Here is a 26,872-nt window from a genome sequence, read left to right as displayed (position 1 = left end):
TTTCATTCAGAACGCTTCGAACATGAAGTCATTGCCACCGTCGGAGGTGTCTTTCACCTCACGATCGTCCTTCAGGGGCAGGCTCACCGTGAACACGGTACTCTTGCCACCGGGGGCGGAAGTACAGTGAACACTTCCGCCAAGCAGATCGACCAGGCCCCTGGCCACATTCAACCCGAGGCCAAGGCCTTTCTGTAAACGGGTTTTCCCAGAGTGATACTGGTAGAATTTCTGAAATATATGCTCAAGGTGCTCCTCGGGGATCCCCTCGCCGGGATCTTCCACGCTGACCAGAATCCTGTCGCCTTCCACCGTGCCGCGAATGCGGATCGTGTCGCCACCATAGGAGTACTCACACGCATTGGACAGCAGGTTCATCAGCACCAGCTGCATTTTCCCGGCATCCGTGACCAGGGTCCCCTCCGGCAGGTCTATGGTACTTTCAATGCGCAGCTGCTTCTGCTTGACAACGTACTGCAAAATAGCCAGGGCATCTTCTATCAGACTCTCAAGACGCACCTTCACGTATGCATTCCGGGTCTCGCCAGCCTCAAGTTCAGCGGCGGCAAATATGTTTTTCATATGGAAATCTATGCGCAGAAGCTGCTGGTGCAGGTGGCTTCCAGTCGCCACCACATCGGTATTCCCGATATTCTCCACAAGTTGCTGGGACTCCTGGAGCAGCGAACTGATCGGAGTACGAAATTCCGTTTTGATAAGGGAGATAAACTCACTCTTGATGGTTTCGGTATGGCGAATCTGCTCATTGAGACTCAGCAGACGCCGAGTCATCTGCTCCATTTCCAGCAGTGAGGCACTCTTTTCATTGAGGCGCCGCTGCAGCTCCTTGACAATGGAAGCATCTTCAAGCTGGTTCAGTTCCTGTGCCATGGCCCTTCTCCTTATCCTATGCGTTCATAAATTGATGGTTGAATCATGCGAAAAAGCTTGTTGTTGCGGGTCAGAGATTCCGAGTGCCCGATAAACAGCAGACCACCCGGCGGCAAAACACGAGCAAACTCCGCGATAAGCTTATCACGGGTGGGCGTATCAAAGTAAATCATGACATTGCGGCAGAAAATCATATCAAAGGGATTAGTGAAGAGGGAGAAGTTCCCGTACACCAGATTGAAAAGGCGAAACAGCACCATCTCGCGCACAAAGGCCTTGATCTGATAAGACTCGCTTTTGCGATCCCGATCAAAGTACTTACTCACATAGTTTTTGGGAAGAGGTTCAACGTTCTTCGCCACATACCGCCCGCTGGTGGCGCGACGCAGGATATCAGCGGAGATATCTGTCGCCAGTATCTTGCACTGACGGACACTGACCGCTGGCAGATTTTCCAGCAGGAACATGGCGATGGAGTAAGGTTCCTCACCACTGGAGCACCCTGCCGACCAGATACGGAAAGCCGAGTTCGATCGCTTGGCGAAGATATCCTCAATATGGATCTTCAGGTACTCCCACTGTCCCCGTTCCCGAAAAAATGAGGTCACATTGGTCGAAATAGCATCAATCAGATGTATCAGTTCATCACCCGTATCATCAGAGACCAGATGATCGTAATACTGCTTATAGGAGTTCATGCCCAGTGTGCGCAGACGCTTGGAAAGCCTCCCCTGCACCAGAGCCATCTTCTGGTCAGAAAGGGAAATTCCGGCATTGGTATAGACAAACTTGCGCAGCAAGTCAAATTCCCGCTTCGTGAGAGCCTTCTCATCAACCATTTCAGTAGAGTCCTTCCACATTGAGGATAAGGGAGACCATTCCATTGCCCATCACTGCCGCACCGGAGACCTGGGGCACCCGGATGCTCCCTTCACCGATGGGCTTGATCACCACCTGCTGACGGCTGATCAGTTCGTCAACCAGCAGCGCGAAGTGGCCGTTGTCGTTCTCTACGTGCACCAGCGTGGCTTCTGCGGCTTTCAGGCGCTTTGCAGCCCTGATATTCAGCACTTCATCAAGGCGAACGATGGGCAGGATTTCTTCGCGCAGCTTCACAAACTCGCCCTTGCCCTGGTAGGTGAACACGCTGTCATTGCTGGGCTGGAAGGACTCCAGAATCGACAGCGTCGGGATGATAAAGGTCTCGTGCGCGCAGCGCACCAGCATGCCATCGATAATCGCCAGCGTCAGCGGAAGCTGCAGGCTGAAGGTCGTGCCCTGCTGGGCCATGGACTGGATTTCCACTTTCCCGCGCAGCTGTTCTACGGAGCTGCGCACCACATCAAGGCCAACACCACGGCCAGAGAGGTCGCTGATGGCTTCGGCGGTGGAGAAGCCTGCCTGCATGATCAGGCTGTACACCTGGGTGTCGCTGAGTTCCTCTTCGGCGCTCACCAGGCCCTGCCTGATGGCTTTGTGCAGTACTTTCTCACGGTTGATCCCACGGCCGTCGTCACTGATTTCGATCACGATGGAGCCGCCTTTGTGGAAGGCCCGCAGGAAGATATTCCCCTGGATCGGCTTGCCATGGAGGGTGCGTTCGGCGGGGTCGGATTCGATGCCGTGGTCGATGGCATTGCGGATCAGGTGGATCAGCGGGTCGCCAAGGGCGTCAACCATGTTCTTGTCGATTTCCGTGTCTTCGCCGTTGATGTGCAGCACGATGTCCTTGTCGATTTTGCGCGAGGCGTCGCGCACCACCCGGCGCATCTTCTCGAAGGTATCCCGGATGGGGACCATGCGCAGGGACATGACCCGGTTCTGGATCAGGCGCGTGATCTTCGACAGCACGTCCAGGGTCTTCTTCACGTGTTCGTCGGCGATGTCCTGAATGGTGGGGTTCTGGGTCAGGAAGCTCTGGGCGATCACCAGTTCGCCGACGGAGTCAAAGAGTTCGTCCAGTTTCTTCGTGTCGATGCGCACGAAGGAGCGTTTCTCGTCGCGACCGCGATTGGCGGGGGCGCTGCGCTCTGCGGCACGGTCCGCTTCGACCTCGGACTCTGCGGCAAGAGCAGTGGGTGCTGCGGCAATGGCGTCTGCACTCTCCGGGGCGGTGGGTGGCTCTGTGGGGAGCTCTGTGGATGCCTCTGCCGGGGCGGTGGGTGGTGCGCTGGCGGCAGTGTCCGGTGCTGGCGGTTCACGGTGCCCCTCATCAGGGCTTGTAGTTGCAGCGGTAACAGTCGCTGCCGGTGAAGGTGCCGGAGTCGGCGCGGGTGCGCTGTCGCTCTGGGCTATGGATGCCGGCTCACTCGTTTCGTCGTCGACGACGCGAACGCGGTATTCAAAGTCGTCAAGGAATTCGAAGATCTCTTCGATTTCCCCCTGGGGATGGTCGCTGGCCATATAGATGTCCACGATGCCAATGTCGCAGCGCAGCGGGTCGATGTCGCTCAGGTGGCTCACCCGGCTGAGGTCCCAGCGGACACTCAGGATGCTGCCCTGTTCGCGCAGCAGGCGCAGGAAGATGGCGTGGTCGTAGCCGCGGATGTAGATGTCGCTGTCAAGGGTCAGCTGGATGTGATACAGGTGCTCGCCGGGGCCTTTGCGGCTCTGCAGTTCACCAAGGTCTATGTGGTCTGCGCCCTCACGGCTGACGGGATCTGACGGCGCGCGCCCTCCAACGGCGCTGGCACTGTCGGTGCTGTCGTCAGGGGCTTCGGGCACGCTGGCAAACTCTTCGGCAAGGTCACGCAGCACTTCGCGGTAGGCGGTCTGACTGGGCCGTTGGTCGCTGGTGTCTTCTGCGGTGGCACTCTCGGTTTCCTCGGTGGGGCTGACGCGCACCAGCAGCTGACGGATGTGCTCAAGGCTCTGTTCATAGCGGGCAGGATGGGTCAGTTCTGAGCGTTCCTGCACTTCGTCGTCAAAGACGTCCTTGATCACGTCCACCGCGTCAAGGAAGGTGTCGATCACGGCGGTGTTCACGGTGCCCTGGCCCGCGCGGTAGTAGTCAAGCGCGTCTTCAAAGCTGTGCACAAAGGTGCCAAGACGGGTGAAACCGATGGAGTTGGCGCTGCCCTTCAGGGTGTGTACGCCACGGAAGAGTTCATTCAGGGTGTCGCTGTTGCCCGGGTCGCTCTCAAGGTCCATCACATCGCTGTCGAGCTTTTCGATGATTTCGCTGGCTTCCTCTATGAAAATCTGGCGCAGGCGCTCGCGGCTCATGGCACGCTCCAGTACTGACGACCAAGCTCGGGATGCTCAAGGGGCATGTCAAAGAGGTCGATCACGATGTCACGATGGCTGCGGCGGATCGCCCCGAGCAGCTGCAGAAGGCTGGAGCTGCCAAGGCTTTCACGGGGGTCCTGGATGCCGATGTGCTCGATGTACTCGATGCGGCTCAGCAGAAACTGCCGAAGCTGCTCCACGTCCTCGGCGTCCATGCCAAGGCTGATATTCAGGGTTTCGCCGTCTATTTCAAACATCGCTGTCCTTTCTGGAGAAGAGAAGCAAACCACGAAATACACCAAACTGTTTGCGCCTGTATGCTCAGTTTTTTCTTCCCTTGGCGTCCTTCGCGTCTTTGCGAGAGAAATGGCTTTTTTTCTGGCTTTTCTTTATGCCCGAGCGATCTTCAGCGGCCTGCTTAGAATTCCTTCAGGTCGTCTTCATCCAGGGGAAAGATATCGTCGTTCTCGTTACGCGCTTTCTTGCTGCCCCTGCCACTGCCGCTGCTGCCACGGGGATCATGGAAGGCCGGGGCAAGCTGCTTGGAGCCTGAGGGCTTCGCCGGGCTGCCCGGGGCGCTGACGCGCACACGACCACCGGCGGGCGGAAGTGATCCACTGCCCCGACTGTGGCTGCTTTCGCTCTCCATGCGAAAACCTACGAAGTTCGCCACGGTGGAGACGCTGTTGAGCATGGCCACGGCCTGAGCGTTCAGCTCTTCAGCCGCGGCGGCTGCCTCTTCAGAGTTGGCGGCGTTCTGCTGGGTCACTTTATCTATCTGGCTCATGGCCGTCGAGATCTGGTTCATGCCTTCGGACTGCTCTTTCACCGAAACGGTGATCTCGCCGATCAGGTCCGAGGTCTTCTTGATCTGCTGACGGATTTCATCAAAGGCGCTGTTGGTCTCTTCGGCCACGCTGTTGCCCTGACGAATCTGACTGATGGTGCGCTGGATGATGTCGGCGGTCTCACGCGCTGCGTTGGCACTGCGCTGCGCAAGGCTCTTCACTTCCTCCGCCACCACTGCAAAACCAAGTCCGTGCTCGCCGGCGCGCGCCGCTTCAACGGCCGCGTTCAGCGCGAGAAGGTTCGTCTGGAAGGCGATTTCGTCGATGGTCTTGATGATCTGCGATATGCGCTCCGAGGACGCGGTCACTTCCTCCATGGAGCTCATCAGCTGCTGGACCTTCTCATAGCCCTCATTGGCGGCCTGCGTCGCCTGACCGGCAAGAATGTCTGCCTGACGCGTGTTCTCCGCATTCTGATTGTTAATCGATGTCGCTTCCTCAACGGTCGCCGTCACTTCCTCTACACTGTTGGCCTGCTCAGAGGCGCCTTCTGCAAGTGAACTCGACGACGACGCAATCTGGTCTGAGGCGCTTACCACCTGTGAGTTCGCTTCTGATATATTGCGGATCGCGGCGGTGAGAAGTCTGGATGAAGAGCGTATGATAAAGAAGGCGATGACCAGGGAAACGAGCAAGGTCCACAGAATCGCTGCCACAATGGTTTTCTCGAGGAAAATGCCGAACTCCACAGCTTCGTTCACCTGTTGATTGGTGACCGCCATATTGTTATCCACCATCTGCTGCATGGTGCTGCCCATGGCGTCTGAGATGGGAACCATGCGCTCGACAGTTTCACGATAGCGGGCAAAAAGTTCACGCTGGGTGGCGGAGTCGCGATTGGCGGCCAACTGATCGATGATGCGATCAAGGTCAACATAGATACCACGCCACGCATTATACTGTGTCTGCAACTGCTCCCATGCCCGGCGACCAGCTTCCGACTGGCGCGGAGTCTGCTCCAGGGTCTGCCAGTGTCGCTCTATGATCTGCCAGGAGCGCTGCCGCTGTTCGGCTATGGAGCGAAAGCGCTGCTGTGCTGCCATATTGTATTCATACTGCAGCACATCAAGGGTCTGGGCGCGGATAGCCATGCGCTCGCCATTCAGGGTCGCCAGGGCGATCAGCGTTGGAATTCGCACCTCACTGGTATTGGCTATGCGATCCTCCAGGGTATCAAGGCCCCAATAGCCCATAGCCCCTATCCAGACAGTACCGCAAAGAAGAATCACGGTCAGTCCTATGATGCGCGTGCGAAACTTCAGCTGGCGGAACCATTGCATAGTGTCACTCTTCCTACGAGGTTTTGGCGAGATTTTCCAGATCCCTGAGTTCATCGAGGTTGAAGGCCTTGTCCACATCAAGGATCATGATGACCCGATCATCGTAACGGGCAATTTTGTGGATAAAGTCTGTATTCACGGTGGTGCCGAAAGCAGGCGCATCGGAAAGCTGCTCATCGCCAATGGTGGCGACCTCTTCCACGTGATCAACAATAAAGCCGATATCCGCTTCACCAACCTGAAGAATGATAATCGCGGTATCCATCTCCGGCTCTTTCTCGGGCATCTGAAATTTCAGGCGCAGGTCGATAACGGGAATGATATTCCCCCGCAGATTCATAACGCCCTTGATGTAACGGGGTGTCTTGGGGATCGGTGTGGTTTTCATCATGGCGATGATCTCGCGTACACTCATGATATCCACGGCAAAAACTTCATCTTCCAGGTGAAAGATAAGGTAGCGACTTCGGTGGGAAAGATTGGCATTGTTTTTCTTTTGATTCATTTCACAACCCCAGTACGAGTTTTATGGATTTTACAAGTTTCTCGTCACTGAACGGCTTTACCATCCAGCCGGTTACCCCGATGGCTTTGCCCTTTTCCTTCATCTCGGCGGAACTCTCCGTTGTAAGAATAAGGATAGGCTTACTCTTGAAGCGTGGATCCTGTTTGAGTCTGGCCGATACCTCCAACCCGCTGACCTGGGGCATGTTGATGTCGGATATCAGCAGGTCGTAGTCCACCGAACCGGCGAAGACTTCATCCAGAAACTGCTGCGGATTGCTGTAGGTGAGAAAATGTATCTGCCCTGCCTGGATGATATCCTCCAGGGCCAGTTCCGCTGATGCCAGTATGGTGCGGGAGTCATCCACAAGTATAACTGTTTTGGCCATTATCACTCCTCTGCGTTGAAACCCGGCATGGGCAGTGTGACTTCCCTGGCCCAGCCGCGCACTCTCGTGCGGTGGGTTCTTCTTTCCTGCGCGATACGATACTGGAAATATTTCACAGAGTGTACAATAAAAGCGCAGAAGGTCACAGGAAAAACTGGTGAGATCGTTTTTGTGCCTTCCTGAGCCATGTCTGCTCTGTTTGAGAAACGAAAACACCTGCAATCTGCCCCACGAGCAATGAACTCAAGTTTCGCATCTTGTTGTCTTGGGTTAAGGCATTATTATGCCTGCCATTTATCGCGCGGAAACCGTATTGATTTTGTATGATTGACTTATCTGATATTCCTCTTTTCGTTTCCGGGTATTGTCCTTTTTGACCGCGCAAAAAGGACGCAAAAACGCGCCCCCCGAACGCCCGTTTTTCCGGCTCATTGCTCGCCTGTTCTGGAGATCCGACAGACACTGCATCCCTGCAGTGCTGCCGGACCACTCACTTCCTGTGAGTGTCCCGTTCGGGTCTTGCCAGCCAGGCGTCGCACTCACCGGACGGGCTCAGGGGGGAACGGCCTGTTTCTGTCTCTCCCCCGTGTTTTTTCCCAGCCAGGACGCGCCGACTGTCAGGCTGCTGAAAAGCCTCATCTGCGGCGTTGCTCACCTTGCTTGCGCCTTGCACCTGAGAACTTTTCAATTGCCTGCATAACGCGATGGACCCGCAGGGTTGCCGCCACGAGGGCGGCAACCGCAAACCAAAAGCCATGGGGGGCGGTTGTTTGCGGTCCCCAGTTCCAGGCAAGCGGACGGCTGATAAGGACAGCACTGGGGGCCGCTTCCCAGCCATTTTTTGCGGGAAAAAAGTGGCAAAAGAAACTCACAAACAAGGTGAGGGCAATGTCAAGAAACGCAGTCTGTGCAGGACCATTCCAGCATGGCATCCGGGTCGGCGCCAACAACCTGCCGCTTCGGGGTGCGAAACGGCAGTTACCCTCCCCTGGAAGTATCGCTGCCGCCCGCTTCCGACTTGAGCTCATAGAGAATCTGCAGCGCCTGCCGCGGTGTGCACTCATCCAGATTCAAGCCTCGAATTTTCTCCACGAGCGGATCTTCCACGGCACCGAAGAGAAAGGGAGGATCCTGGGAGTGCACCACGGAACTGCGACCCTCGGGGGAATACTCCCGCGCTTCCAGGTTTTGCAGAATCTCATGGGCGCGCTCGATGACTGACAGGGGAATCTGGGCCAGGCGCGCCACCTCAATGCCGTAGGATTTGGGGGCCGCCCCGGGTGCCACTTTGCGCAGAAAGTGCAGGGTACCGTGGTTTTCGCGGATAAGAATATGGAAGTTTACCACCCCGTGCAGTTCGCGCTCCAGGTCCGTCAACTCGTGGAAGTGCGTGGCGAAAAGGGTTCGCGCGCCAATGGGCCCCTGGGAACTCAGGTGTTCCGCCACGCTCCAGGCGATGGAAATACCATCAAAAGTGCTGGTTCCCCGCCCGACTTCATCAATGACGATCAGCGAGTTGCGGGTGGCATGGTGGAGGATGTTGGCCGTTTCGCTCATTTCCACCATGAAGGTGGACTTGCCTTCAACCAGGTTGTCGCTGGCCCCGACACGGGTGAAGATGCGGTCGCACAGGCCTATCAGGGCTTCCGTGGCCGGCACAAAGCAGCCCATCTGGGCCATGATCACGGCCAGGGCGGCCTGACGCATATAGGTTGACTTTCCCGCCATATTGGGGCCGGTGATAATCATCAGCTGCTGGTCATCGGTATTCAGTACGAGGTCATTTGCCACAAAGGGTTCGACAGAGAGCTTTTCAATGACCGGATGGCGCAGACCCTGGACATGCAGCACCGGGTCCGGGCTGATGCGGGGCTTGCGGTAGTCATAGGCGACTGCCACTTCCGCGAAGGTGCTCAGCACATCAATGCAGGCGATGGATCGGGCAGCGTTGATAATCGGATCAAACCACTGGAGCACCTGCTGGCAGATATCGGCATAGATGCTTTCCTCGTAGGGAATCAGCTGTTCTTCTGCCTCCAGAATACTGGTTTCCAGCTCTTTAATGGCCTCGGTCACATAGCGTTCGGCGTTGACCAGGGTCTGCTTGCGTATGTATTCGGCAGGCACCCGGTTCTGGTGGGTTTTCGGAACCTCAATGTAATAACCGAATACTCTGTTATAGCGGATCTTCAGGCTGCTGATTCCCGTAGCCTGCTTCTCTCTGGCCTCCATGTGCAGAATCCTGTCACGGGCGTTGCCCCGCACATCCCGCAGCTGGTCGAGGTGCGCGTCATAGCCGGACCGGATCACCTGCCCGTTTTTGACGGTCACTGGCGGTTCATCGCACATGGCTCGATCCAGCAGATCAAGCAGGGAGGTAAAGTCCTCCATATTGCCAAACTGACTCTGCAGCAAAGGAGAGTCCGCGCAGTGGGGAGCCTGCAGGCGCAACTCCTGAGTAAAGCGCAGAGACTGACGCAGAGCCACCAGATCGCGTGGTTTATGCTGATCAAGGGATATGCGGTTGATGAGCCGCTCAAGGTCGTGAATGCGGCCCAGGGTATCGCGAATACTGCCGGTGAGGGTGTACTGTCCGGCCAGGAGTTCAACCGCGTCCAGGCGCTGCTCGATGGCATGCTGCTGATAGAGCGGATGGCGCATCCAGTCCCGCAGCAGGCGTCCCCCCATGGCAGTGCGGGTGCGATCCAGCACCCACAGCAGGGTGTGTTCACGACCACCCCCCATATTGCGCAGCAGTTCGAGATTCACACAGGTATTTTCATCCATGAGCAGGAGTTCACGGGCGCTGAGATCTTCAATGCTGCGCGGACGCACCGTGCGCAGCTGCGTCCCTTCCAGATAAGCGCTGGCCATGGTCAGTGCCATGGCATGGCCGTGCTCAAAGCGGGCAAAGTCTGCGGCGCTCTGCTGGGGCGCCTGCACCAGCTGGCCCTGCTCCAGCAGGCCATCGCGACATACCAGATACTCGGAGACGGGGTAACGGCGCAGGTCATCGGCCAGCTGCTCGCGGTTTGAACGCAGCAGTTTCACACTGGCCGTGGAGAGATCCCACAGGGCGATACAGATGTCATCGTCGTCGCCATGGAGTGCCGCCAGAAAGTTATGCTGTGACGGGTCGACCCCGTCATGGTGAATGATCGTCGAGGGAGTCACAATGCGGGTAACACCGCGTTTGACAATACCTTTGGCCTGGCGCGGATCTTCCAGCTGATCACAGATAACCGCCTTATGCCCGGCTTTGACCAGCTTGTACAGGTACCCTTCCAGAGCGTGGTGTGGCACACCCGCCATGGGCGTCTTCTTCTCTCCCTTGTCCCGGGAGGTGAGGGTGATCTTCAGTATTTCCGATGCCAGGACGGCATCCTCGCCGAAAAGTTCATAGAAATCCCCCATGCGGAAAAAGAGCATGGCATCGGGGTACTGATCTTTGATTTCCATGAACTGACGCATCATGGGGGTCAGGGTATCGGACACGTGTGCACTCCTTCTTTACGCTTGCCTGTGCAGAATAATACGGCTCTTGCCGGGAAGCAACCGACACTTGAAGCCGGCGACGAAACTTTGCCATCGGCGGCAAAAAGTGGTATAGAGTGTTGTTCTGCACAAAAAAGTTTGCTGGGAGGAAGACCCCCGTGAGTGAAGAAACACTGTTCCCTGAGGATATTCAGGTCGTCGATATCAAGCGGGAGATGGAAAGCGCCTATATCGACTACGCCATGAGCGTTATCGTCGGTCGGGCACTCCCCGATGTGCGTGACGGCCTTAAACCCGTTCACCGCCGGGTGCTTTTCGCCATGCACGAGCTGGGGGTTGCCTACAATAAGCCCTACAAGAAATCGGCCCGCATCGTGGGTGACGTGATCGGTAAATACCACCCCCACGGCGACAGCGCGGTCTATGACACCATCGTGCGCATGGTTCAGGACTTCAGCCTGCGCTACCCGCTCATTGACGGACAGGGAAACTTTGGCTCCGTGGACGGCGACAGTGCAGCGGCCATGCGTTATACGGAAGTCCGCCTCAAGCGCATCAGCGACGAGCTGCTGACAGACCTGGAAAAAAACACCGTTGAATTCCAAAGCAACTACGACGATACCATCCAGGAGCCCAAACTCCTGCCCGCCCGCATCCCCAACCTGCTCATCAATGGCTCCAGCGGGATTGCCGTGGGCATGGCCACCAACATCCCTCCCCACAACCTGGGCGAAGTGGTGGATGGCCTGCTCCTGCTGCTGGACAAACCGGAAGCGGATATTGCTGAGATCATGCAGCTCATCAAGGGGCCGGATTTTCCCACCGCGGGCTTCATTACCGGCAAACAGGGCATCATTGACGCCTACCGCACGGGTCGTGGCCGCATTCGCATGCGCGCCCGCGCCCAGATCGAAACCAGCAAGTCCGGCCGCGAAACCATCATCGTCACGGAAATTCCCTACCAGGTCAACAAATCCCGCCTGCTGGAGAAGATCGTCGAACTGGTCAAGGAAAAACGTATAGAAGGCATAGCCGACCTGCGCGATGAGTCCGACCGCGAGGGCATGCGCATTGTGGTTGAGATCAAAAGGGGCGAGCACGCCGAAAGCATCCTCAACCGCCTCTACAAGTTCACACCCATGGAAGGGACCTTCGGCGTCATCAACCTGGCGCTGGTGAACAACTCTCCCCGTGTCCTCAACCTCAAGGAGATCCTCGAATACTTCATCGAGCACCGCCGCGAGATCGTTATCGCCCGCATCAAGTTCGAACTGGCCAATGCCATCAAAAAAGCCCATATCCTCGAAGGTCTCAAGGTGGCCATCGAAAACCTGGATGAAGTCATTGAGCGCATTCGCGCCAGCGCCACCGGCAAGGAGGCCAAAGAGGACCTCATCGCGCGCTTCCAGTTCTCCGACGAGCAGGCCCAGGCCATCCTGGATATGCGTCTGCAGCGCCTGACTGGCCTGGAAATTGAAAAGATCATCCGCGATTACGAGGAAGTGCTCGCCCTCATCGATGACCTGCAGGATATCCTCGCCAACGACAGCCGCGTCATTGACATTATCCGCACCGAACTCCATGAGATCCGCGAAAAATACGCCGACCCCCGTCGCACCATCATCATCGACGACCATGAGGAGATCGACCTGGAAGACCTCATCGCCGATGAGCCCACGGTCATCACCCTCACCAATGACGGCTACGTCAAGCGCACGCCCGCTGACACCTACAAAAGCCAGCACCGTGGCGGCAAGGGCAAAGTGGGCCTCGATATCAAGGAAGGTGATTTCGTCACCGATATCTTTGTCTGCAGCACCCACGAATACCTGATGATTTTCACCGATCGCGGCCGCGTCTACTGGATCAAGGCCTACAATATCCCCGAGCAGGGGCGCAACAGTCGCGGAAAGGCCATCGTCAATTTCGTCGATCTCGAGAAGGACGAAAAGATCAGCACGGTGTTCCCGGTACGCGAATTCTCTGAAGACAAATTCCTGCTCTTCATCACCAAAAACGGCATCGCCAAGAAGACGCCCCTCTCGGAGTACGCCAATATCCGCAAGAAAGGGGTCAACGCCATCAACCTTGATGACGACGATGAGCTGATCCAGGTCATGCACACCAATGGCAGCAACAGCGTCATGGTCACCACCCGTTTTGGCGCCAGCATCCACTTCGAGGAGCAGGAAGTGCGCGCTGTGGGACGGGTCAGCCGTGGCGTCAAGGGCATCACCCTCGTCAATAACGACTATGTGGTGAGCGCCGAGACCATCTCCAAGGACATCGACCCTTCCTATATCCTCACGGTCACCGACCTGGGTTACGGCAAACGGACCATCACCGATGAGTACCGTCTGCAGAGCCGTGGCGGCAAAGGCAATCTGACCATCAAGACCACCACCAAAAACGGCCTGGTCGTACGGGGCCTGCAGGTGGTCGACGGCGATGAGATCCTGCTGCTCTCCAAGGAAGGCAAGATCATCCGCCTTGACTCCAAACACATTCGCATTACCGGACGCAACACCCAGGGCGTCAAGCTGGTCGACCTCTCCAGGGACGATCGCATTATCAGCGTCGCCGTTGCCAAAACTGACGATGAAGAAGAGGCCCAGCAAGCGTGATCTGTCAGGAAACCATAACGGCCGTGGCTACGGCACCCGGTGAGGGTGCCGTAGGCATTGTCCGGGTCAGCGGCCCTGCTGCCCCGACCCTCTTTCAGCAATTCTTTCGTTCCAGAAACCTGCAGCCAGTTCAACAGCCCAAACCACGCCACCTGTACTTCGGTCTGTTTCTCGATGAGGGTGGACACCCCCTAGACCAGGTGCTGGCAGTGCATATGCCCGGCCCCCACTCCTTTACCGGAGAGGATGTGGTGGAGTTCCACTGCCATGGAGGCAGCACCATTATCAGCCGCATCCTGGAGCTGTGCAGCACCCGCTGTCGCCTGGCCCAGCCCGGTGAATTTTCCCGGCGCGCCTTTCTCAACGGAAAACTCGACCTCACCCAGGCTGAAGCCATCATCGATGTCATCCGCTCCAAAACCCCCGAAGCCGCCCGCATCGCCAGCGATGTCATGCAGGGGAGACTGCGCGACACCCTCCAGGAACTTCGTGGGGAGCTGATTGCCATTCAGGGCAACCTGGAAGCCACCATGGAGTTCAGCGATGAGGACATCGCCCCCGCCAGCACAACGGCGCTGGCGCAGCGTTTGACCGGCGTCCGGCAGCAGCTGGAAACCCTGCTCGCCCACTCCCGTACGGGCATGCTCATGCGTGATGGCGCCGCCGTCGCCATCGTCGGCAAGCCCAATGTCGGCAAGTCGAGCCTGCTCAACGCCCTGAGCCGCAGTGAACGCTCCATCGTCACCGCCATCCCCGGCACCACACGCGATATTGTCGAACAGTATATCAGTGTCCACGGCCTGCCCATTCGTCTGCTGGACACCGCGGGCATTCGCCAGTCCCAGGATGCCGTGGAGCAGATCGGCATCGAACGCACCCGCAGCGCTATCCAGCAGGCGGATATTATCCTGTGGCTGCTGGACACCTCCAGGCCCGCCGATGAGGAAGACCATGAAATCGCCCGTCTCGTCCAGGGCAAACCCTGCCTGGTGCTCCTCAACAAGTCGGATCTGCCCCGCGCCATGGATGAAAGCATCCTCCACGCCATGGACCACGACACCATTCTCACCACCAGTCTGCAGACGGGAGACGGACTGGAAAAGCTCATGGATACGCTCTTCCGGAAGCTCAGCGGTGCGCATCACGAAAGCCACAGCAACCCGCTGCTCAGTCGCGCCCGGCAACGCGAAAGCATGGCAAATGCTCTTGAATCCCTGGGCCATGCCCAGGACACTTTGATCCGGGGGCTCGGCTACGAGCTGGTCAGCATGGATATCCAGCACGCCTTCAGCTATCTGGGGGAAATTCTTGGGGAAGTGGTCACCGACGATATCCTTGACACCATCTTCAGTGAGTTCTGTATCGGCAAGTAGGCGGCTCTGACACCGCAAAGGATACCTGGCATGTCACGATTGATACTGGAGAAGTTCCAGATTCTGTTTTACCTGTCTGCCATCGCCCTGGGCCTCGGCATCGGCTCGCTGGCGCACACGACACCCCAGGTGCTTGACACCCTTCTGTGGCCACTGCTTGGCCTTCTGCTCTACAGCACTTTCACCCAGGTCCCCCTTGAGGGGCTCTGGAAGCAGGGGCTGGCTGACCAACGCTTTCTCTGGGCCGCCGTAACCGGAAACTTTCTCCTTCTGCCCCTGCTGGTGCTGCTCATGACATCCCTGCTGCCGGACTCTCCTGGACTGCGCCTGGGCGTCCTGCTGGTGCTGCTGGTGCCCTGCACCGACTGGTTTATCACCTTTACTCAGCTTGGCGGAGGCGACACCAGACGCGCCATTGCCTTTGCGCCGGTGAGCCTGCTGCTGCAGATGCTCTGCCTGCCCGCCTACCTCTGGTTCTTTTCCGGGGAGAGCGCCATGCTCGCCAGTACCGGCCACAATATGCTGCTCGCCTTCGGCGGGCTGATCCTCCTGCCCCTGGCGCTGGCATACCTGACGCGCAAAAACGCCCACCAGAGCCGCAAGCGCCAGACACTCCTGGAAGGGCTCGGATGGCTGCCGGTACCCCTGCTCAGCATTGTGGTCTGTCTGATCGCCATCACCCAGGTGCATGTGGTTCTGGAGGCCGGAGCGCTACTGCTGCCAGCGGCCCTGGCCTTCATCGCCTTCCTGGTGGTGGCTGCACTGGCGGCGCGCCTGATGGCGCACTGCTTTCGCCTGCCCGTGCAGCAGGGCCGAGTGCTGGCCTTCAGCTACGGCACCCGCAATTCCTTTGTGGTGCTGCCCCTGGCACTGGCCTTACCCCAGGGCTATGAACTGGCGGTCAGTATTGTCGTCCTGCAGTCGCTCATTGAGCTCTTCGGGATGGTTCTCTACCTCTGGTGGGTTCCCACCAGACTCTTTCCCCCAGGACCACAGAAAGCCCACCCCGGGGGAGAGTAACACTGCGGCGTGCCTCAGCAGCAGGTTCCGCTTGAGCAGCAGCCATCTTCTTTTTTGCCCAGCATGGACATCATGGCCATCAGCTGAGACATATCCATGCCCGCCATCTGCTCCTGGCAGGCGGCAAAAATCTCCAGGGCGACCAGTGGGCTGGTACGCATCATTTCAAGGGCCTGAGGCATAATGGCCTTCAGGCATTCCACCTGCTGCTGCGGATCAAGTTCACTATAGGCTTGCTGTAACTGAGAAGGGGTCATGTTTTCCTCCATGGAATGGTCATTGCGCATTGACTGTCAGAGCCAGAGGGCCCATAATCCGTCGGCCCTGCATGGTAGTGTTCCGCGGGGATGATGTCAACGACGGGAGCCCTGTCACCGCCATGGTCTTTTTCCACCGCTACTGTACTGAACTCAGATATCTGACACGCCTGAGCCTTCCCCTCATTCTGGCCCAGGTGGCCCATATGGCCATGGGCTTTGTGGATACCGTCATGGCGGGGCGAGTCAGCCCGGCCGACCTGGCGGCGGTAGCCATTGGCAGCAGCATCTGGTTCCCCGTCTTTCTCTTTGCCGGAGGGGTACTGATGGCCGTCACCCCTATTGTCGCCCAGCACTTCGGGGCAGGAAACGTTTCCGCTATTCCCTCAGCCCTGCGTCAGGGCTTGTGGATCGCTCTGCTGCTTGGCATCGGCGGCTTCTTCCTGCTGCGCCATGTGGAGTGGATTCTCGACCTGCTGGAACTTGAAGAGGATGTCCAGCGCCTGGCGGTAGGTTATCTGAATGCCATTGCCTGGGGTCTGCCGGCGCTGGCACTCTACCAGGCACTGCGTTCCTTCAGCGAGGGAGTCTCCATAACACGTCCCATCATGGTCATCGGATTCATCGGCTTGGCCTTCAATGTCCCGGCAAACTATATTTTGATTTACGGCAAACTGGGTTTCCCTGCCATGGGTGGCGTCGGGTGTGGCTGGGCCAGCGCCCTGGTCATGTGGGTCATGCTTGCCACCATGACCTGGTTCGTCTGGCGAAGCCGCGGGTACCGTTTTCTTCCGTCACTTCTGCTCTGGGAGTACCCCAACCTCCGTTCACTGTGGAGAATCATCCTGCTGGGCTTTCCCATCGGCATGTCCATTTTCATTGAAACCAGCATGTTCGCCGTCATTGCGCTGCTGGTGGCCTCCCTGGGCGCCGAAGTGGTGGCGGGACATCAGATCGCCCTGAACTTCACTTCTTTGCTCTTTATGGTGCCCCTGAGTATTTCCATGGCCATCACCATACGGGTCGGCCAGGCACTTGGGGCACGGCAGGGACAGGCTGCCCGCTTCAGCGCCTTTGCCGGCGTGCTGACGACCCTGGTCACGGCGCTGCTCTTCTCCACGATGATCATGCTCTTTTCACCCCAGATAGCGGCCCTCTACTCGCCCGATCCCCGGGTACAGAGCATAGCCGTCAGCCTGCTGTTTTTCGCGGCCCTCTTTCAGATATCAGACGCCGTCCAGGTCAGCGCGGCCGGCGGCCTCAGGGGCTACAAGGATACCCGCGTCCCCATGGTGATCACCTTTATCGCCTTCTGGGTCATCGGACTCCCCCTTGGCGTTCTGCTGGGCATATCGTCATGGGCCGGAATTCACATGGGCGCCCAGGGCTTCTGGACAGGCCTGGTGGCGGGCTTGAGTTGTGCCGCCCTGCTGCAGGGGTGGCGCCTGTGGTCCGTAGGCCGCCGCAACCTCTCCCTCTGACAGCCACCAACCCTGCTTCTCTGCCACCCAGGATTTTTTTCAACGCCATTTGATGCACTATGTTATAAAGATGTTATCTTTTTCGCAATCTCACCCAACTCTGTACTTTGAGGTTACCCATGGGAACTGATGAGCGCATACGCGACATGCACATCCTGCTGGTAGATGATTCCACCTACAATCTGGCCCTCTTCGAAACCATGCTGATGGACGACGGCTACACCCGCATTTCCACGGCGCTCAATGCGACCAGCGCCTATGATCTCCTGGCAAGGCACGACGACATCGCCCTGGTGGTTCTGGACATCATCATGCCCGATATCGATGGACTGGAAGCCTGCCGTTATATCAAATCCCAGGCGCCACTCCAGGACATCCCCATACTGATAGCCACCGCCAAGACGGATCTTGAGACCCTGCAGTCGGCCTTTGACCTTGGCGCCAGTGACTATGTGCGCAAACCCCTGGTCAACAGCATTGAATTGCTGGCCCGCGTGCGTAACCTGCTCAACACCCAGCTGGAGCTCCAGCTGCGCCGACAGGGGGAGGAGCAGCTGCGAAAGCTGAATCAGGAGCTGGAAGAGCGGGTTCAGGCCGAGGTGGAAAAGAATCGTCAGAAGGATCAGGTCATGCTTCACCAGGCCCGGCTGGCAGAAATGGGCGAGATGATCGGTTACATTGCTCACCAGTGGCGGCAGCCCCTGAATGTGGTGGGACTGCTGTGCCAGGAGCACTACGATCACTACTGCAATGGTGAACTCTCCCGGGATATTATGGAAAGTGGAACCACAAAAATACTCGATCAGCTGGAATTCATGTCCCAGACCATCGACGACTTCCGTGACTTCTTCCGTCCCGACAAGTCCAAATCCCGCTTTTCCATTCGGCACGCCATTGAAACCACCCTGTCACTGGTAGGTGCCGCCATGGAAAAAAACAATATCCGGGTGCAGGTACAGTGCGACGCCACCCCCGAGGTGGAAGGCTATCCAAAAGAGTACGCCCAGGTGCTCCTCAATATCATCAACAATGCCCGCGATGCCATCATTGACAACAGGGTCGCCGACCCACGGATTCACATCCGCGTCTACACTGACCATGGCAAAGCGGTCGTGTCCATCCACGACAATGGCGGCGGCATTCCGGACGAGATCATCGAAAAGATGTACTACCCCTATTTCTCCACCAAGCAGGAAGGGCATGGCACCGGCCTTGGCCTCTACATGTCCAAGATGATTATTGAACGCAATATGGGTGGAAAAATCTGGGCCCGCAATCGCGATGGCGGTGCCGAGTTTTTCGTGGAAATGCCATAATCAGGAGCAACAATGCATATTTTTCACTATGTTGAGCGGGCTGCCCAGACAAGTCCGAGCAAAACTTTCCTCAAATTTGAAAAGGAGCGCATATCCTTTCGCCAGTTCCACAGGGAAACAGAGCGTCTGGCCAGCCTGCTGCGCCAGCACGGCGTCCAACCCGGCGACCGCGTCGCGCTCCTCATGGAGAATCACCCCCACTTCGTCATCAGTCTTTTCGCCATAGTCCGCCTCCAGGCCATCTTCATCCCCATAAACACTTTCCTCAAGCACGAGGAGGTGGAGCATATCCTCGACGACGCCACGCCCAGGCTGCTGATTTGCGGGGGCCGCTTTTCCCGCATCGGAGCCCATGCTTCCAACAAAGGCATTCCCGTACTCTATGGTGGCAAGGAGAGCGAATCGCGCACCCCCCATATCCTTGGCACACCAACAACCGCTGAACTGCCAGCCCTGGATGTGCAGGAGGCGTCCCAGGATGTGGCTTTCCTGCTCTACACCTCCGGCACGACAGGACAGCCCAAAGGGGTCATGCTGACCCATGCCAACCTCAGCGCCAACCTGGCCTCCATCGACCGCGCATTTTCGCCGGTTGTCAATTCCAGGCGTCGGTTCCTGCTCTTCCTGCCCCTGTTCCACACCTTCCCCCTGACGGCGAACCTCCTGCTGCCGCTCTACTTCGGCTGTACCATCCGCATGTTTGCCAGCCTGCGCCCCTTTTCGCCGATTTTCCGCAGCTTGCTGACAGAGCGCATGGACGTCTTCATTGCCGTACCCGCCATCTATTCCGTGCTCGCGCGCACGAAAATCCCCTGGTACGTGCGCATGCTGCTGGGCAAGAAGCTGTACATATCAGGAGGCAGCCCACTGCACGAAGATACCTGGACCACCCTGCAGGCAAAGCTGCCGGGGATGGTACTGGAAGGGTACGGCCTGAGCGAGTGCTCGCCCGTGGTCGCCTTCACACCGCCGGGCAAGCCCAAGGTCCGCTCCGTCGGACCAGCCCTGCCCGATGTGGAAGTCAAGGTAGTGGACGAGGACCTTTGCGAGCTGCCACGGAATGTGGATGGCGAGCTGATCGTGCGGGGACCGAACGTCATGAAGGGATACTACAACCGACCGGAGGAGACCGCCTCCACCATCATCAACGGCTGGCTGCGCACCGGCGATATTGCCAGAATCGATGAAGATGGCTATATCTACATTGTCGACCGCCTCAAGGATCTCATTATCACCAAGGGAATGAATATCTACCCCCGTGAAATCGAAGAAGTCCTCTACCAGCATGGAGCCGTGGAGCACGCTGCCGTGATCGGTATTCCCGATGAACACCTGGATGAAATTGCCGTGGCCTATGTGGTTCTCAACTCAGAGTATCCAGGCAAGATTGATGAACTGATCCTCAAAAAATACCTGCGCCAGCATATGGCCAATTACAAGGTGCCAAAGCAGATTCACTTTATCGACGAAATCCCGTTGAATGCGGCTGGCAAGGTCATGAAGCGTTTCCTCAAGGAAGAAGTGCTGGCCGCGCTGGACTATGTCAAAAATCACACCGGTGCTGAAAGCGTGAACGCCGCCGACCCGCAGTCCACTGTGCAACCCCTGCCGGAAACTCCCGCTGAAGACAAAAAAACTGATGCCAATCGCAACGAAGAGTGATATGTGTTGTCTGGGAACCCGTCGATTATTTGTTTGCACACAGCTCCCATAAACAGGATATGCGGTAAATACCCATGAGACTTATGCACGACTACCACAACCAGTTTGACCGCGAGCCAGGCATGAAGCGTGAACTCTCACCCGATCAGATGCTGAAAGTCATCTTCGAGTATGTGGCGAAAATCTCCAATGAAAAGCAGGTTGACCGCATCCTGATGCTGATGGCAGACATGGGCCGCCAACTGGTGGTTGCCGACCGCTGCACCCTGTGGCTCCTGGACGAACAGAGCGGTGAACTCTGGACCAAAGTCGCCCATGGCATTCCTCCCATTCGCATTCCGGCCGGCACTGGCGTGGTTGGGCACTCCATGAGCAGTGGTGAGGATATCATCATCAACGACGCCTACGCCGACGCCCGCTTCAACCAGGAAGTGGACAAGCAGACCGGCTACCGCACCCGCAATATTATCGCCCTGCCCATCCGCAATAACGATGGCGATATCATCGGCGCCTACCAGGCCATCAACAAACTCACCTCCCAGGGATATTTCACCGACAAGGACCGCGAGCACCTGGGCCTGGCGGCTTCCTACTCCGGCAAAGCCCTGGAGTCGGCCCTGCTCTACCAGGAAATCGAAGACACCCAGAAGGAGATCATCTTCACCATGGCCGAAGTGGGCGAAAGCCGCTCCAAGGAGACCGGTAACCACGTCAAGCGGGTGGCGGAATATTCCTATGTGCTCGCCCGTGGCATGAATATGGATGAACGGGAACGCGAGATCCTGCGCATGGCCTCCCCCATGCACGATATCGGCAAGATCGGCATTCCCGACGCCATCCTGAAAAAACCCGGCAAACTTACCGATGAGGAATTCAACGTCATCAAGAGCCACTCCACCATGGGCTACGAAATGCTCAGGAAGTCGCGCCGCTCCATCCTCAAGGCCGCCGCCACCGTGGCCCACGAACACCACGAGAAGTTCAATGGCCGTGGCTATCCCCGCGGTCTGGCCGGCGAGGAGATCCACCTCTTCGGGCGCATCACCGCCCTGGCCGACGTCTTCGACGCCCTTGGCAGCGACCGGGTATACAAGGCCGCCTGGCCACTGGAGCGCATCCTCAACCTCTTCAAGGAGGAGCGGGGCCAGCACTTTGACCCCAATGTGGTGGATGCCTTCTTCGAGAACCTCAAGGATATTCTTGAAATCCGCGATACCTTCCAGGACACCATGCCCGAATCTTCCAATGGCGGGGCAGACCAGTGAGTATCGTGCGCCTTTTCTGCGGCACGCTGCTGCTCCTTGGCCTGCTTGGCTCGGGCCTCCTGGCCTCCACGGCGCAACAGGTCACCCTGATCGTCAAGTGGAGTGACAACCTGGACCCCCGTCAGGATGCCTCACTGGTGCAGCAGCTTGAAGAGATAACCGAAACCCGCCTGCGCTATGTGCGTCCCACCTCCGGTGGCGCGCACCTGCTGCGCACCCAGGAAGCCCTGAACAGCCTGCAGCTGCGTCAATTGCTTTCGGAGCTGAACAGCCTCCCCCAGTTGGACTATGCCGAAGAGGACGCCCCGGTGCGCCTCAACCTCCCCAGCCCTGCCGGTGATCCATCGCCATGAAATTTCCCATTCGCCTGAGTTGCCTGATCGCCATATTCTGCCAATGGGCAGCGGCCCAGGCTCCCATAGAACATATTATCATCAAGCCGACTCCAGGAGCACTGGCCACATCCCTGTCGGCCATCCATCAGAACGAATCCCTGAAAGCCGCTGCCCCCTCCCTGGAATTTGACAGCGCCCTTGCCGGCGGAGCCTACCGGCTGCGCCTGCCCTATGCCATGTCGCCAGCCGAAGCCGAAGCGTATGTGCTGAGCCTGCACAGTCACCTTGACCTGGAATATGCCGAGCCGGACTGGCGGGTGTATCCGGCGGTGATACCCAATGATTCTTACTACCAGCATGAACAATGGAATCTGCATTCCCCAAACATTTCCAACTACGGTATCGACATGCCCGGAGCATGGGCGATCACCACGGGCAGTGCAGAAATTACGGTCGCAGTTATCGACACGGGAATTGTGTCACATGAGGACATTGAAGATAACAGAATACTGCCAGGATTAAACCTTCAAAACAAGCTACTTGCTCCTATTGACCCAGATGGTGGTGACGTACATGGCACCCATGTTACAGGGATAATTGCAGCGCAAAGTGACAATGGTATAGGTATTGCCGGTATAGACTGGAATGCTCAAATATTACCAGTCAGAGCTATTGGATTTAATTTTGGAAGTATAACAACACTCTCTGAGGGGATTCGATGGGCGGCAGGGGATGATTCAGTCTATAACTCAACAGTAAACTTAAATGTTGCCAATGTAATTAACCTAAGCGTGCAAACAGATGGTGATCGTGAGTGCTCAAGCACTCTTCAGGATGCTATCAATTTTGCTGTTGCGAATGACATAATTGTTGTTGCTGCTGCTGGAAATTTTAATTTAGATTCAACAGGTACTTCGCCAGCTAACTGTAAAAACGTAATTTCTGTCGGAGCAACCACATATGATGGCAACCGTGCTAGCTATAGCAATTATGGCAATATGGTGACTCTAAGTGCTCCAGGTGGCGCTATCGTAGGCAACTATAAAATCTTATCCACCATGTCAAATAATAATTATGGCTACCTTTCCGGCACGAGCATGGCCGCGCCCCATGTGGCCGGGGTCATCTCCCTGATGCTGGCGGCGAACCCCCTGCTCTCTCAGGAGGATATTGAACTGATCCTCATCGGCAGTGCCACCCTGTTCCCGGCAGATTCCGACTGCCACTCCAAAGGCTGTGGCGCTGGAATTCTCAACGCCCACCGCGCCCTGGAGTTTGCCAGCACCTATGACGAGCACCTGCGCAGCCTGCTGCAGAATTATGCCCGTCTGGTCAAAAACACAGACTACAGCAACCTTGTCGGTCAGCATGAAAAGCTGCAGGCGGAGTATGAGCAGCTGCAGCAGCAGATTCTGGAGCAGGAGCAACTGCAGCAGTCCCAGCAGGAGCGTATTGAAAAACGGCTGCTGGGATCGTCAGGTTCATCGTCCAGTGGCGGCTGCGGCGCGGGGAGTTCTTCCGACGCCACCCTGCCGGCGGCCTTTTCCCTGGCCGGTATCTATCTCCTGCGACCTCGGAGGAATCCGTGAATCTTCCTCTCAGGCTGCTGCTCCCCATCCTGTGCCTAGTGTCCATGAGCGCCATGGCGCAAGCGAATACCGGCCAGATCGAAATTTTCAGCGGCTACAATGCCTACGACAAGGGCATGGACAGCAGTTACCCCTTTGGGCTTCGCGTCGGCAGCGAGCTGCAGCCGGGGCTGCAGGCGGAAGTCGGATACATGTACATGGGCAAATCAGTGAACAGCAGCGCTGCCGGAAGGTATCGCTATGAAACGGCGACGTTCATGCTGGGAGCCAGAGGAGCCTGGCAGTACGATGAGGAGGTGCCCATACGCGTCATTGGACGGGTGGGGCTGGGTATCTACGAAAACAGCCTGCGGGCCGACTGGTTCAGTGGCGAGCGCAGCAGCAGCGGCGAAGGCCTCTATGTGGGCGTGGGTGTGGAAGTACTGCTGAACGCCAGCAGCACGTTTTTTGTGGAGTGGCAACGGCACCAGGTCCACAGCATTCACCCCGTTCAGGTGCTCATGGGCTTTGGCAGAAGGTTCTGATCCTCAGGGAACTGACTCGAGGCGCACCACATCAATGGCGGGCTCCTCGTAGGGATGGGCCGCCCGCAGGGCGCCCAGAGCGTTTTCCAGGCTGCTCTGCACGCAGATCATCTCCACTTTGTACTCATCCACCAGTTCCAGCTGTCCGGGCACGCCACGGTAGGGGGTGCTGCCCACCAGGGGGCGGAACTGCCCCTGGCCCGGTGTCTGCCAGCAACAGGAGTCATAATTGCCCACCCTGCCGGCACCGGCGTCGAAGAGCGCCTGTTTGGTGGATTCCAGATAGCTGACGGGCACGTAGTATGAAAGCTTGTACATGTGCATACCTAAAAAAAATCGCCCCATGTGGGGCGATTTCAGTTTGTGTTTATTATACCTGCTGTTCCATCAGGTCGATGAAGTTGGTTGAGATGTCGCCTTTGATAAAGCTGTTCTCCCGCAGGACTCGTTTATGGAAGTCAATGGTGGTCTTGATACCGGTGATCTCGAATTCCGAGAGGGCACGACGCATGCGCCAGATGGCCTCTTCACGATCCTTTCCGTGCACGATGAGTTTCCCCACCATGGAATCGTAATAGGGCGGAACGCGGTAACCGGCATAGGCGCCGGAGTCCACGCGCACTCCGAAGCCACCGGGCACGATGTACTGTTCGATCGTCCCCGGACACGGGGTGAACTTCACCGGATCTTCGGCGTTAATGCGGCATTCTATGGCGTGGCCGGTGAAGGTGATATCCTCCTGGGTAAAGGAGAGGGGGTGGCCAGCGGCTACCCGGATCTGTTCCTTGATCAGGTCGATGCCGGTGATCATCTCCGTGACCGGATGCTCCACCTGGATGCGGGTGTTCATCTCGATAAAGAAGAACTCTCCGTGCTTGTCCACCAGGAATTCCACGGTGCCGGCATTCTCATAGCCGATATGCTTCAGGGCCTTCACGGCGGCTTCACCCATGCGCTTGCGCAGGTCGGGGGTCAGAAAGGGGCTGGGGGCTTCCTCCAGGAGCTTCTGGTGGCGGCGCTGGATGGAGCAGTCCCGCTCTCCCAGGTGCACGGCGTTCCCCTGGGAGTCGCCGAACACCTGAAATTCAATGTGCTTGGGCTCTTCGATGTACTTTTCGATATAGACGGAAGCGTCGTTGAAGGCGTTGCGGGCTTCGTTCTGTGCCATGTTGAAGCTCGACTGCAGCGAAGCGTCATTGCGGGCAATGCGCATTCCTTTGCCACCACCGCCGGCAGAGGCTTTGATGATGACCGGATAGCCGATTTCCCGCGCGGTTTCCAGGGCGTCGCGTTCGTCGGTGATGGTGCCGTAGCTGCCCTGGATGACGGGAACTCCGGCTTCCATCATGGTCTGGCGTGCCCTGGCCTTGTCACCCATCAGGGTGATGTGATTGGCGGTTGGCCCGATGAACTTGATGGTACAGTCGTTGCAGATGTTGGCAAAGTTGGCGTTTTCGGCCAGAAAGCCATATCCGGGATGGATGGCGTCCACATTGGTCAGTTCCGCTGTGGCAATGATGTTCTTGATATTCAGATAGGACTGGGAGCTCGGGTGCGGGCCGATGCATACGGCCTCATCGGCCATGCGCACGTGCATGGAGTCGCGATCGCCTTCTGAGTAGACGGCCACGGTGCTGATGCCCAGCTCACGACAGGCGCGTATGATGCGCACGGCGATTTCGCCGCGGTTGGCAATAAGAACTTTGCGAAACATGGGCTACTCTTCTTCGATCAGGAAGAGGGTCTGGCCGAATTCCACAGGTTTGCCGTTTTCCACCAGCACCTTCACGATGGTGCCGGAAAACTCTGATTCGATTTCATTCATGATTTTCATGGCTTCCACGATGCACAGTACCTGGCCCTTTTTGACTTTTTCACCGGGACGGGCATAGGGAGGGCTGTCGGGGGAGGGTGCCGAATAGAAGGTTCCCACAATGGGGGATTTGAGCTCCGCGTAGTTATGGGAGGGCGCGTCGGCGGCGGATACTGGCGCTGCCGATGCAGGTGCGGGCGCGGGCGCGGCAGCAACGGGAGCGGCCACCTGAACCGGGGCTGCCGCCACGGTGACATTGGGTGCCAGCTTGCGGATCTGGAGTTTAAAGCTATCCTGTTCGATACACAGCTCATTTACACTGGATGAGTCAACTTGTGCCACCAGGGCCTGAATGTCTTTAATGTCCATAGGTTATACCCTTTCCAAATATTCTGCAGTTCGTGTGTCCACTTTGACCACCTCCCCTTCGTTGACGAAGAGGGGTACCTGAATTTTCTTGCCGGTTTCCAGTATTGCCGGTTTCGTGCCGGCGGTAGCGGTATCACCGCGCAGGCCGGGCTCCGCTTTGGCGATAAGCAGTTCCATGAAGGTGGGGGGCTCAACGCTGATGGCCTTGCCGTTGAACATCATGATCTGGTAGTTCTCGTTCTCCTTCATGAAGTCCTTGGCGTTCTCAATCTGGCTGCCGTTCAGGGTTATCTGCTCATAGGTGCCGTTATCCATGAAGTGGTAAGCGTCATCGCCGTCACTGTACAGGTACTGGTACATGCGCTCATCCAGGTCCGGCTTCTTGACCTTTTCGCCACTGCGCCAGGTGATTTCAATAATCTTGTTGCTGAGCAGGTTGCGCACGGTTGCCCTGACAAAGGCTCCACCCTTGCCGGGCTTATAGTGGACAAAGTCGATAATGCTATAGGGTTCGCCTTCATGTTCGATTTTCATTCCTTTGCGAAAATCGCTGGTGGTGATCATGATTCCTCCGCATGACGTTTATTCAAAAGATTTCATCCTGTTTGA

Annotated in this window: 24 protein-coding genes; 10 read left to right on the top strand and 14 right to left on the bottom strand. The window is 57.3% G+C overall.

What is annotated here, in order from left to right:
* Positions 1–6 precede the first annotated feature (6 nt).
* The 9 genes from SELIN_RS08275 to mutS form a co-directional block, all read right to left on the bottom strand.
* The gene (locus tag SELIN_RS08275; RefSeq protein WP_013506212.1) at positions 7–891 is read right to left on the bottom strand and encodes a sensor histidine kinase; all 885 of its coding nucleotides are present in this window, start codon (positions 889–891) and stop codon (positions 7–9) included.
* An 11-nt stretch (positions 892–902) separates the two neighbouring features.
* On the bottom strand, positions 903–1,730 hold the full coding sequence (locus tag SELIN_RS08270; protein WP_013506211.1) for a CheR family methyltransferase: 828 nt from the start codon (positions 1,728–1,730) through the stop codon (positions 903–905).
* A 1-nt stretch (position 1,731) separates the two neighbouring features.
* Entirely contained in the window at positions 1,732–4,116 is a 2,385-nt protein-coding gene (locus tag SELIN_RS14010) for a chemotaxis protein CheA (RefSeq protein WP_013506210.1), read from the bottom strand.
* Positions 4,113–4,376 carry a hypothetical protein gene (locus SELIN_RS08260; protein ID WP_013505860.1) on the bottom strand — a complete coding sequence of 88 codons (264 nt, stop codon included), beginning with the start codon at positions 4,374–4,376 and terminating at the stop codon, positions 4,113–4,115. Before SELIN_RS08260 ends, SELIN_RS14010 begins: the two co-directional genes overlap by 4 nt.
* 161 nt (positions 4,377–4,537) lie before the next feature.
* Entirely contained in the window at positions 4,538–6,247 is a 1,710-nt protein-coding gene (locus SELIN_RS14005; RefSeq protein WP_013506209.1) for a HAMP domain-containing methyl-accepting chemotaxis protein, read from the bottom strand.
* 13 nt (positions 6,248–6,260) lie between these two features.
* Positions 6,261–6,752 (bottom strand): chemotaxis protein CheW, encoded by a 492-nt coding sequence (locus SELIN_RS08250; protein WP_013506208.1) that lies wholly within the window; start codon positions 6,750–6,752, stop codon positions 6,261–6,263.
* Position 6,753: 1 nt separating this feature from the next.
* The gene (locus tag SELIN_RS08245) at positions 6,754–7,140 is read right to left on the bottom strand and encodes a response regulator (RefSeq protein ID WP_013506207.1); all 387 of its coding nucleotides are present in this window, start codon (positions 7,138–7,140) and stop codon (positions 6,754–6,756) included.
* A 142-nt stretch (positions 7,141–7,282) separates the two neighbouring features.
* A complete protein-coding gene (locus SELIN_RS15120) occupies positions 7,283–7,603 on the bottom strand; it encodes a hypothetical protein (RefSeq protein WP_156788049.1) in 321 nt (106 codons plus the stop codon).
* A gap of 515 nt (positions 7,604–8,118) precedes the next feature.
* A complete protein-coding gene (gene mutS, locus SELIN_RS08235; RefSeq protein ID WP_013506206.1) occupies positions 8,119–10,635 on the bottom strand; it encodes a DNA mismatch repair protein MutS in 2,517 nt (838 codons plus the stop codon).
* A gap of 158 nt (positions 10,636–10,793) precedes the next feature.
* On the opposite strand from mutS, the gene gyrA reads away from it, so the two are divergent.
* Genes gyrA through SELIN_RS08220 form a run of 3 tightly spaced genes read left to right on the top strand, consistent with a single transcriptional unit; the run spans position 10,794 to position 15,652 of the window.
* The gene (gyrA, locus tag SELIN_RS08230) at positions 10,794–13,259 is read left to right on the top strand and encodes a DNA gyrase subunit A (protein ID WP_013506205.1); all 2,466 of its coding nucleotides are present in this window, start codon (positions 10,794–10,796) and stop codon (positions 13,257–13,259) included.
* Complete coding sequence (gene mnmE, locus SELIN_RS08225; protein WP_013506204.1) at positions 13,256–14,632, top strand: tRNA uridine-5-carboxymethylaminomethyl(34) synthesis GTPase MnmE; 1,377 nt, start codon at positions 13,256–13,258, stop codon at positions 14,630–14,632. The genes gyrA and mnmE overlap by 4 nt, the downstream gene beginning before the upstream one ends.
* A 30-nt stretch (positions 14,633–14,662) precedes the next feature.
* Positions 14,663–15,652 carry a bile acid:sodium symporter gene (locus SELIN_RS08220; RefSeq protein ID WP_013506203.1) on the top strand — a complete coding sequence of 330 codons (990 nt, stop codon included), beginning with the start codon at positions 14,663–14,665 and terminating at the stop codon, positions 15,650–15,652.
* 14 nt (positions 15,653–15,666) lie between these two features.
* On the opposite strand, the gene SELIN_RS08215 is transcribed toward SELIN_RS08220, so the two are convergent.
* Complete coding sequence (locus SELIN_RS08215) at positions 15,667–15,909, bottom strand: hypothetical protein (protein WP_013506202.1); 243 nt, start codon at positions 15,907–15,909, stop codon at positions 15,667–15,669.
* 71 nt (positions 15,910–15,980) lie between these two features.
* Between SELIN_RS08215 and SELIN_RS08210 the strand changes: the two genes are divergently transcribed.
* From SELIN_RS08210 to SELIN_RS08180, 7 genes are all read left to right on the top strand, one after another.
* Positions 15,981–17,390: an MATE family efflux transporter gene (locus SELIN_RS08210; RefSeq protein ID WP_013506201.1), complete on the top strand. Its 1,410-nt coding sequence runs from the start codon at positions 15,981–15,983 to the stop codon at positions 17,388–17,390.
* 119 nt (positions 17,391–17,509) lie between these two features.
* The gene (locus SELIN_RS08205) at positions 17,510–18,706 is read left to right on the top strand and encodes a hybrid sensor histidine kinase/response regulator (RefSeq protein ID WP_013506200.1); all 1,197 of its coding nucleotides are present in this window, start codon (positions 17,510–17,512) and stop codon (positions 18,704–18,706) included.
* A gap of 12 nt (positions 18,707–18,718) precedes the next feature.
* Positions 18,719–20,368, top strand: coding sequence for a long-chain-fatty-acid--CoA ligase (locus SELIN_RS08200; RefSeq protein ID WP_013506199.1), 1,650 nt, complete (start codon positions 18,719–18,721; stop codon positions 20,366–20,368).
* Between the two features lie 74 nt (positions 20,369–20,442).
* Positions 20,443–21,633, top strand: a complete 1,191-nt coding sequence (locus SELIN_RS08195) for an HD-GYP domain-containing protein (protein WP_013506198.1) — start codon at positions 20,443–20,445, stop codon at positions 21,631–21,633.
* Positions 21,630–21,986 (top strand): hypothetical protein, encoded by a 357-nt coding sequence (locus SELIN_RS08190; protein WP_013506197.1) that lies wholly within the window; start codon positions 21,630–21,632, stop codon positions 21,984–21,986. The genes SELIN_RS08195 and SELIN_RS08190 overlap by 4 nt, the downstream gene beginning before the upstream one ends.
* On the top strand, positions 21,983–23,557 hold the full coding sequence (locus SELIN_RS14705) for a S8 family serine peptidase (protein WP_013506196.1): 1,575 nt from the start codon (positions 21,983–21,985) through the stop codon (positions 23,555–23,557). The genes SELIN_RS08190 and SELIN_RS14705 overlap by 4 nt, the downstream gene beginning before the upstream one ends.
* Positions 23,554–24,081, top strand: a complete 528-nt coding sequence (locus SELIN_RS08180) for an outer membrane beta-barrel protein (protein ID WP_013506195.1) — start codon at positions 23,554–23,556, stop codon at positions 24,079–24,081. Before SELIN_RS14705 ends, SELIN_RS08180 begins: the two co-directional genes overlap by 4 nt.
* A 3-nt stretch (positions 24,082–24,084) precedes the next feature.
* On the opposite strand, the gene SELIN_RS08175 is transcribed toward SELIN_RS08180, so the two are convergent.
* The 4 genes from SELIN_RS08175 to efp are packed head-to-tail and all read right to left on the bottom strand — an operon-like array spanning position 24,085 to position 26,827.
* Positions 24,085–24,399: a YqfO family protein gene (locus tag SELIN_RS08175; RefSeq protein ID WP_041725992.1), complete on the bottom strand. Its 315-nt coding sequence runs from the start codon at positions 24,397–24,399 to the stop codon at positions 24,085–24,087.
* A 52-nt stretch (positions 24,400–24,451) separates the two neighbouring features.
* Positions 24,452–25,795, bottom strand: a complete 1,344-nt coding sequence (gene accC, locus SELIN_RS08170; RefSeq protein WP_013506193.1) for an acetyl-CoA carboxylase biotin carboxylase subunit — start codon at positions 25,793–25,795, stop codon at positions 24,452–24,454.
* Positions 25,796–25,798: 3 nt separating this feature from the next.
* Positions 25,799–26,263 carry an acetyl-CoA carboxylase biotin carboxyl carrier protein gene (accB, locus tag SELIN_RS08165; RefSeq protein WP_013506192.1) on the bottom strand — a complete coding sequence of 155 codons (465 nt, stop codon included), beginning with the start codon at positions 26,261–26,263 and terminating at the stop codon, positions 25,799–25,801.
* A gap of 3 nt (positions 26,264–26,266) precedes the next feature.
* Positions 26,267–26,827, bottom strand: coding sequence for an elongation factor P (gene efp / locus SELIN_RS08160; protein ID WP_013506191.1), 561 nt, complete (start codon positions 26,825–26,827; stop codon positions 26,267–26,269).
* Between the last annotated feature and the right edge of the window lie 45 nt (positions 26,828–26,872).

Origin of the sequence: Desulfurispirillum indicum S5, assembly GCF_000177635.2 — a bacterium.
Lineage (GTDB): Bacteria > Chrysiogenota > Chrysiogenetes > Chrysiogenales > Chrysiogenaceae > Desulfurispirillum > Desulfurispirillum indicum.
The sequence above is the reverse complement of the archived record's forward strand: the minus strand, read 5'-3'. Positions and strand labels throughout refer to the sequence as shown.

What these genes read in the sequence shown, in the direction of transcription:
- SELIN_RS08275 (WP_013506212.1), bottom strand. Translation starts at nt 891, where the DNA reads ATGGCACAGGAACTGAACCAGCTTGAAGATGCTTCCATTGTCAAGGAG.
- SELIN_RS08270 (WP_013506211.1), bottom strand. Translation starts at nt 1,730, where the DNA reads ATGGTTGATGAGAAGGCTCTCACGAAGCGGGAATTTGACTTGCTGCGC.
- SELIN_RS14010 (WP_013506210.1), bottom strand. Translation starts at nt 4,116, where the DNA reads ATGAGCCGCGAGCGCCTGCGCCAGATTTTCATAGAGGAAGCCAGCGAA.
- SELIN_RS08260 (WP_013505860.1), bottom strand. Translation starts at nt 4,376, where the DNA reads ATGTTTGAAATAGACGGCGAAACCCTGAATATCAGCCTTGGCATGGAC.
- SELIN_RS14005 (WP_013506209.1), bottom strand. Translation starts at nt 6,247, where the DNA reads ATGCAATGGTTCCGCCAGCTGAAGTTTCGCACGCGCATCATAGGACTG.
- SELIN_RS08250 (WP_013506208.1), bottom strand. Translation starts at nt 6,752, where the DNA reads ATGAATCAAAAGAAAAACAATGCCAATCTTTCCCACCGAAGTCGCTAC.
- SELIN_RS08245 (WP_013506207.1), bottom strand. Translation starts at nt 7,140, where the DNA reads ATGGCCAAAACAGTTATACTTGTGGATGACTCCCGCACCATACTGGCA.
- SELIN_RS08220 (WP_013506203.1), top strand. Translation starts at nt 14,663, where the DNA reads ATGTCACGATTGATACTGGAGAAGTTCCAGATTCTGTTTTACCTGTCT.
- SELIN_RS08215 (WP_013506202.1), bottom strand. Translation starts at nt 15,909, where the DNA reads ATGACCCCTTCTCAGTTACAGCAAGCCTATAGTGAACTTGATCCGCAG.
- SELIN_RS08210 (WP_013506201.1), top strand. Translation starts at nt 15,981, where the DNA reads ATGGTAGTGTTCCGCGGGGATGATGTCAACGACGGGAGCCCTGTCACC.
- SELIN_RS08205 (WP_013506200.1), top strand. Translation starts at nt 17,510, where the DNA reads ATGGGAACTGATGAGCGCATACGCGACATGCACATCCTGCTGGTAGAT.
- SELIN_RS08200 (WP_013506199.1), top strand. Translation starts at nt 18,719, where the DNA reads ATGCATATTTTTCACTATGTTGAGCGGGCTGCCCAGACAAGTCCGAGC.
- SELIN_RS08195 (WP_013506198.1), top strand. Translation starts at nt 20,443, where the DNA reads ATGAGACTTATGCACGACTACCACAACCAGTTTGACCGCGAGCCAGGC.
- SELIN_RS14705 (WP_013506196.1), top strand. Translation starts at nt 21,983, where the DNA reads ATGAAATTTCCCATTCGCCTGAGTTGCCTGATCGCCATATTCTGCCAA.
- SELIN_RS08175 (WP_041725992.1), bottom strand. Translation starts at nt 24,399, where the DNA reads ATGTACAAGCTTTCATACTACGTGCCCGTCAGCTATCTGGAATCCACC.
- accC (WP_013506193.1), bottom strand. Translation starts at nt 25,795, where the DNA reads ATGTTTCGCAAAGTTCTTATTGCCAACCGCGGCGAAATCGCCGTGCGC.
- accB (WP_013506192.1), bottom strand. Translation starts at nt 26,263, where the DNA reads ATGGACATTAAAGACATTCAGGCCCTGGTGGCACAAGTTGACTCATCC.
- efp (WP_013506191.1), bottom strand. Translation starts at nt 26,827, where the DNA reads ATGATCACCACCAGCGATTTTCGCAAAGGAATGAAAATCGAACATGAA.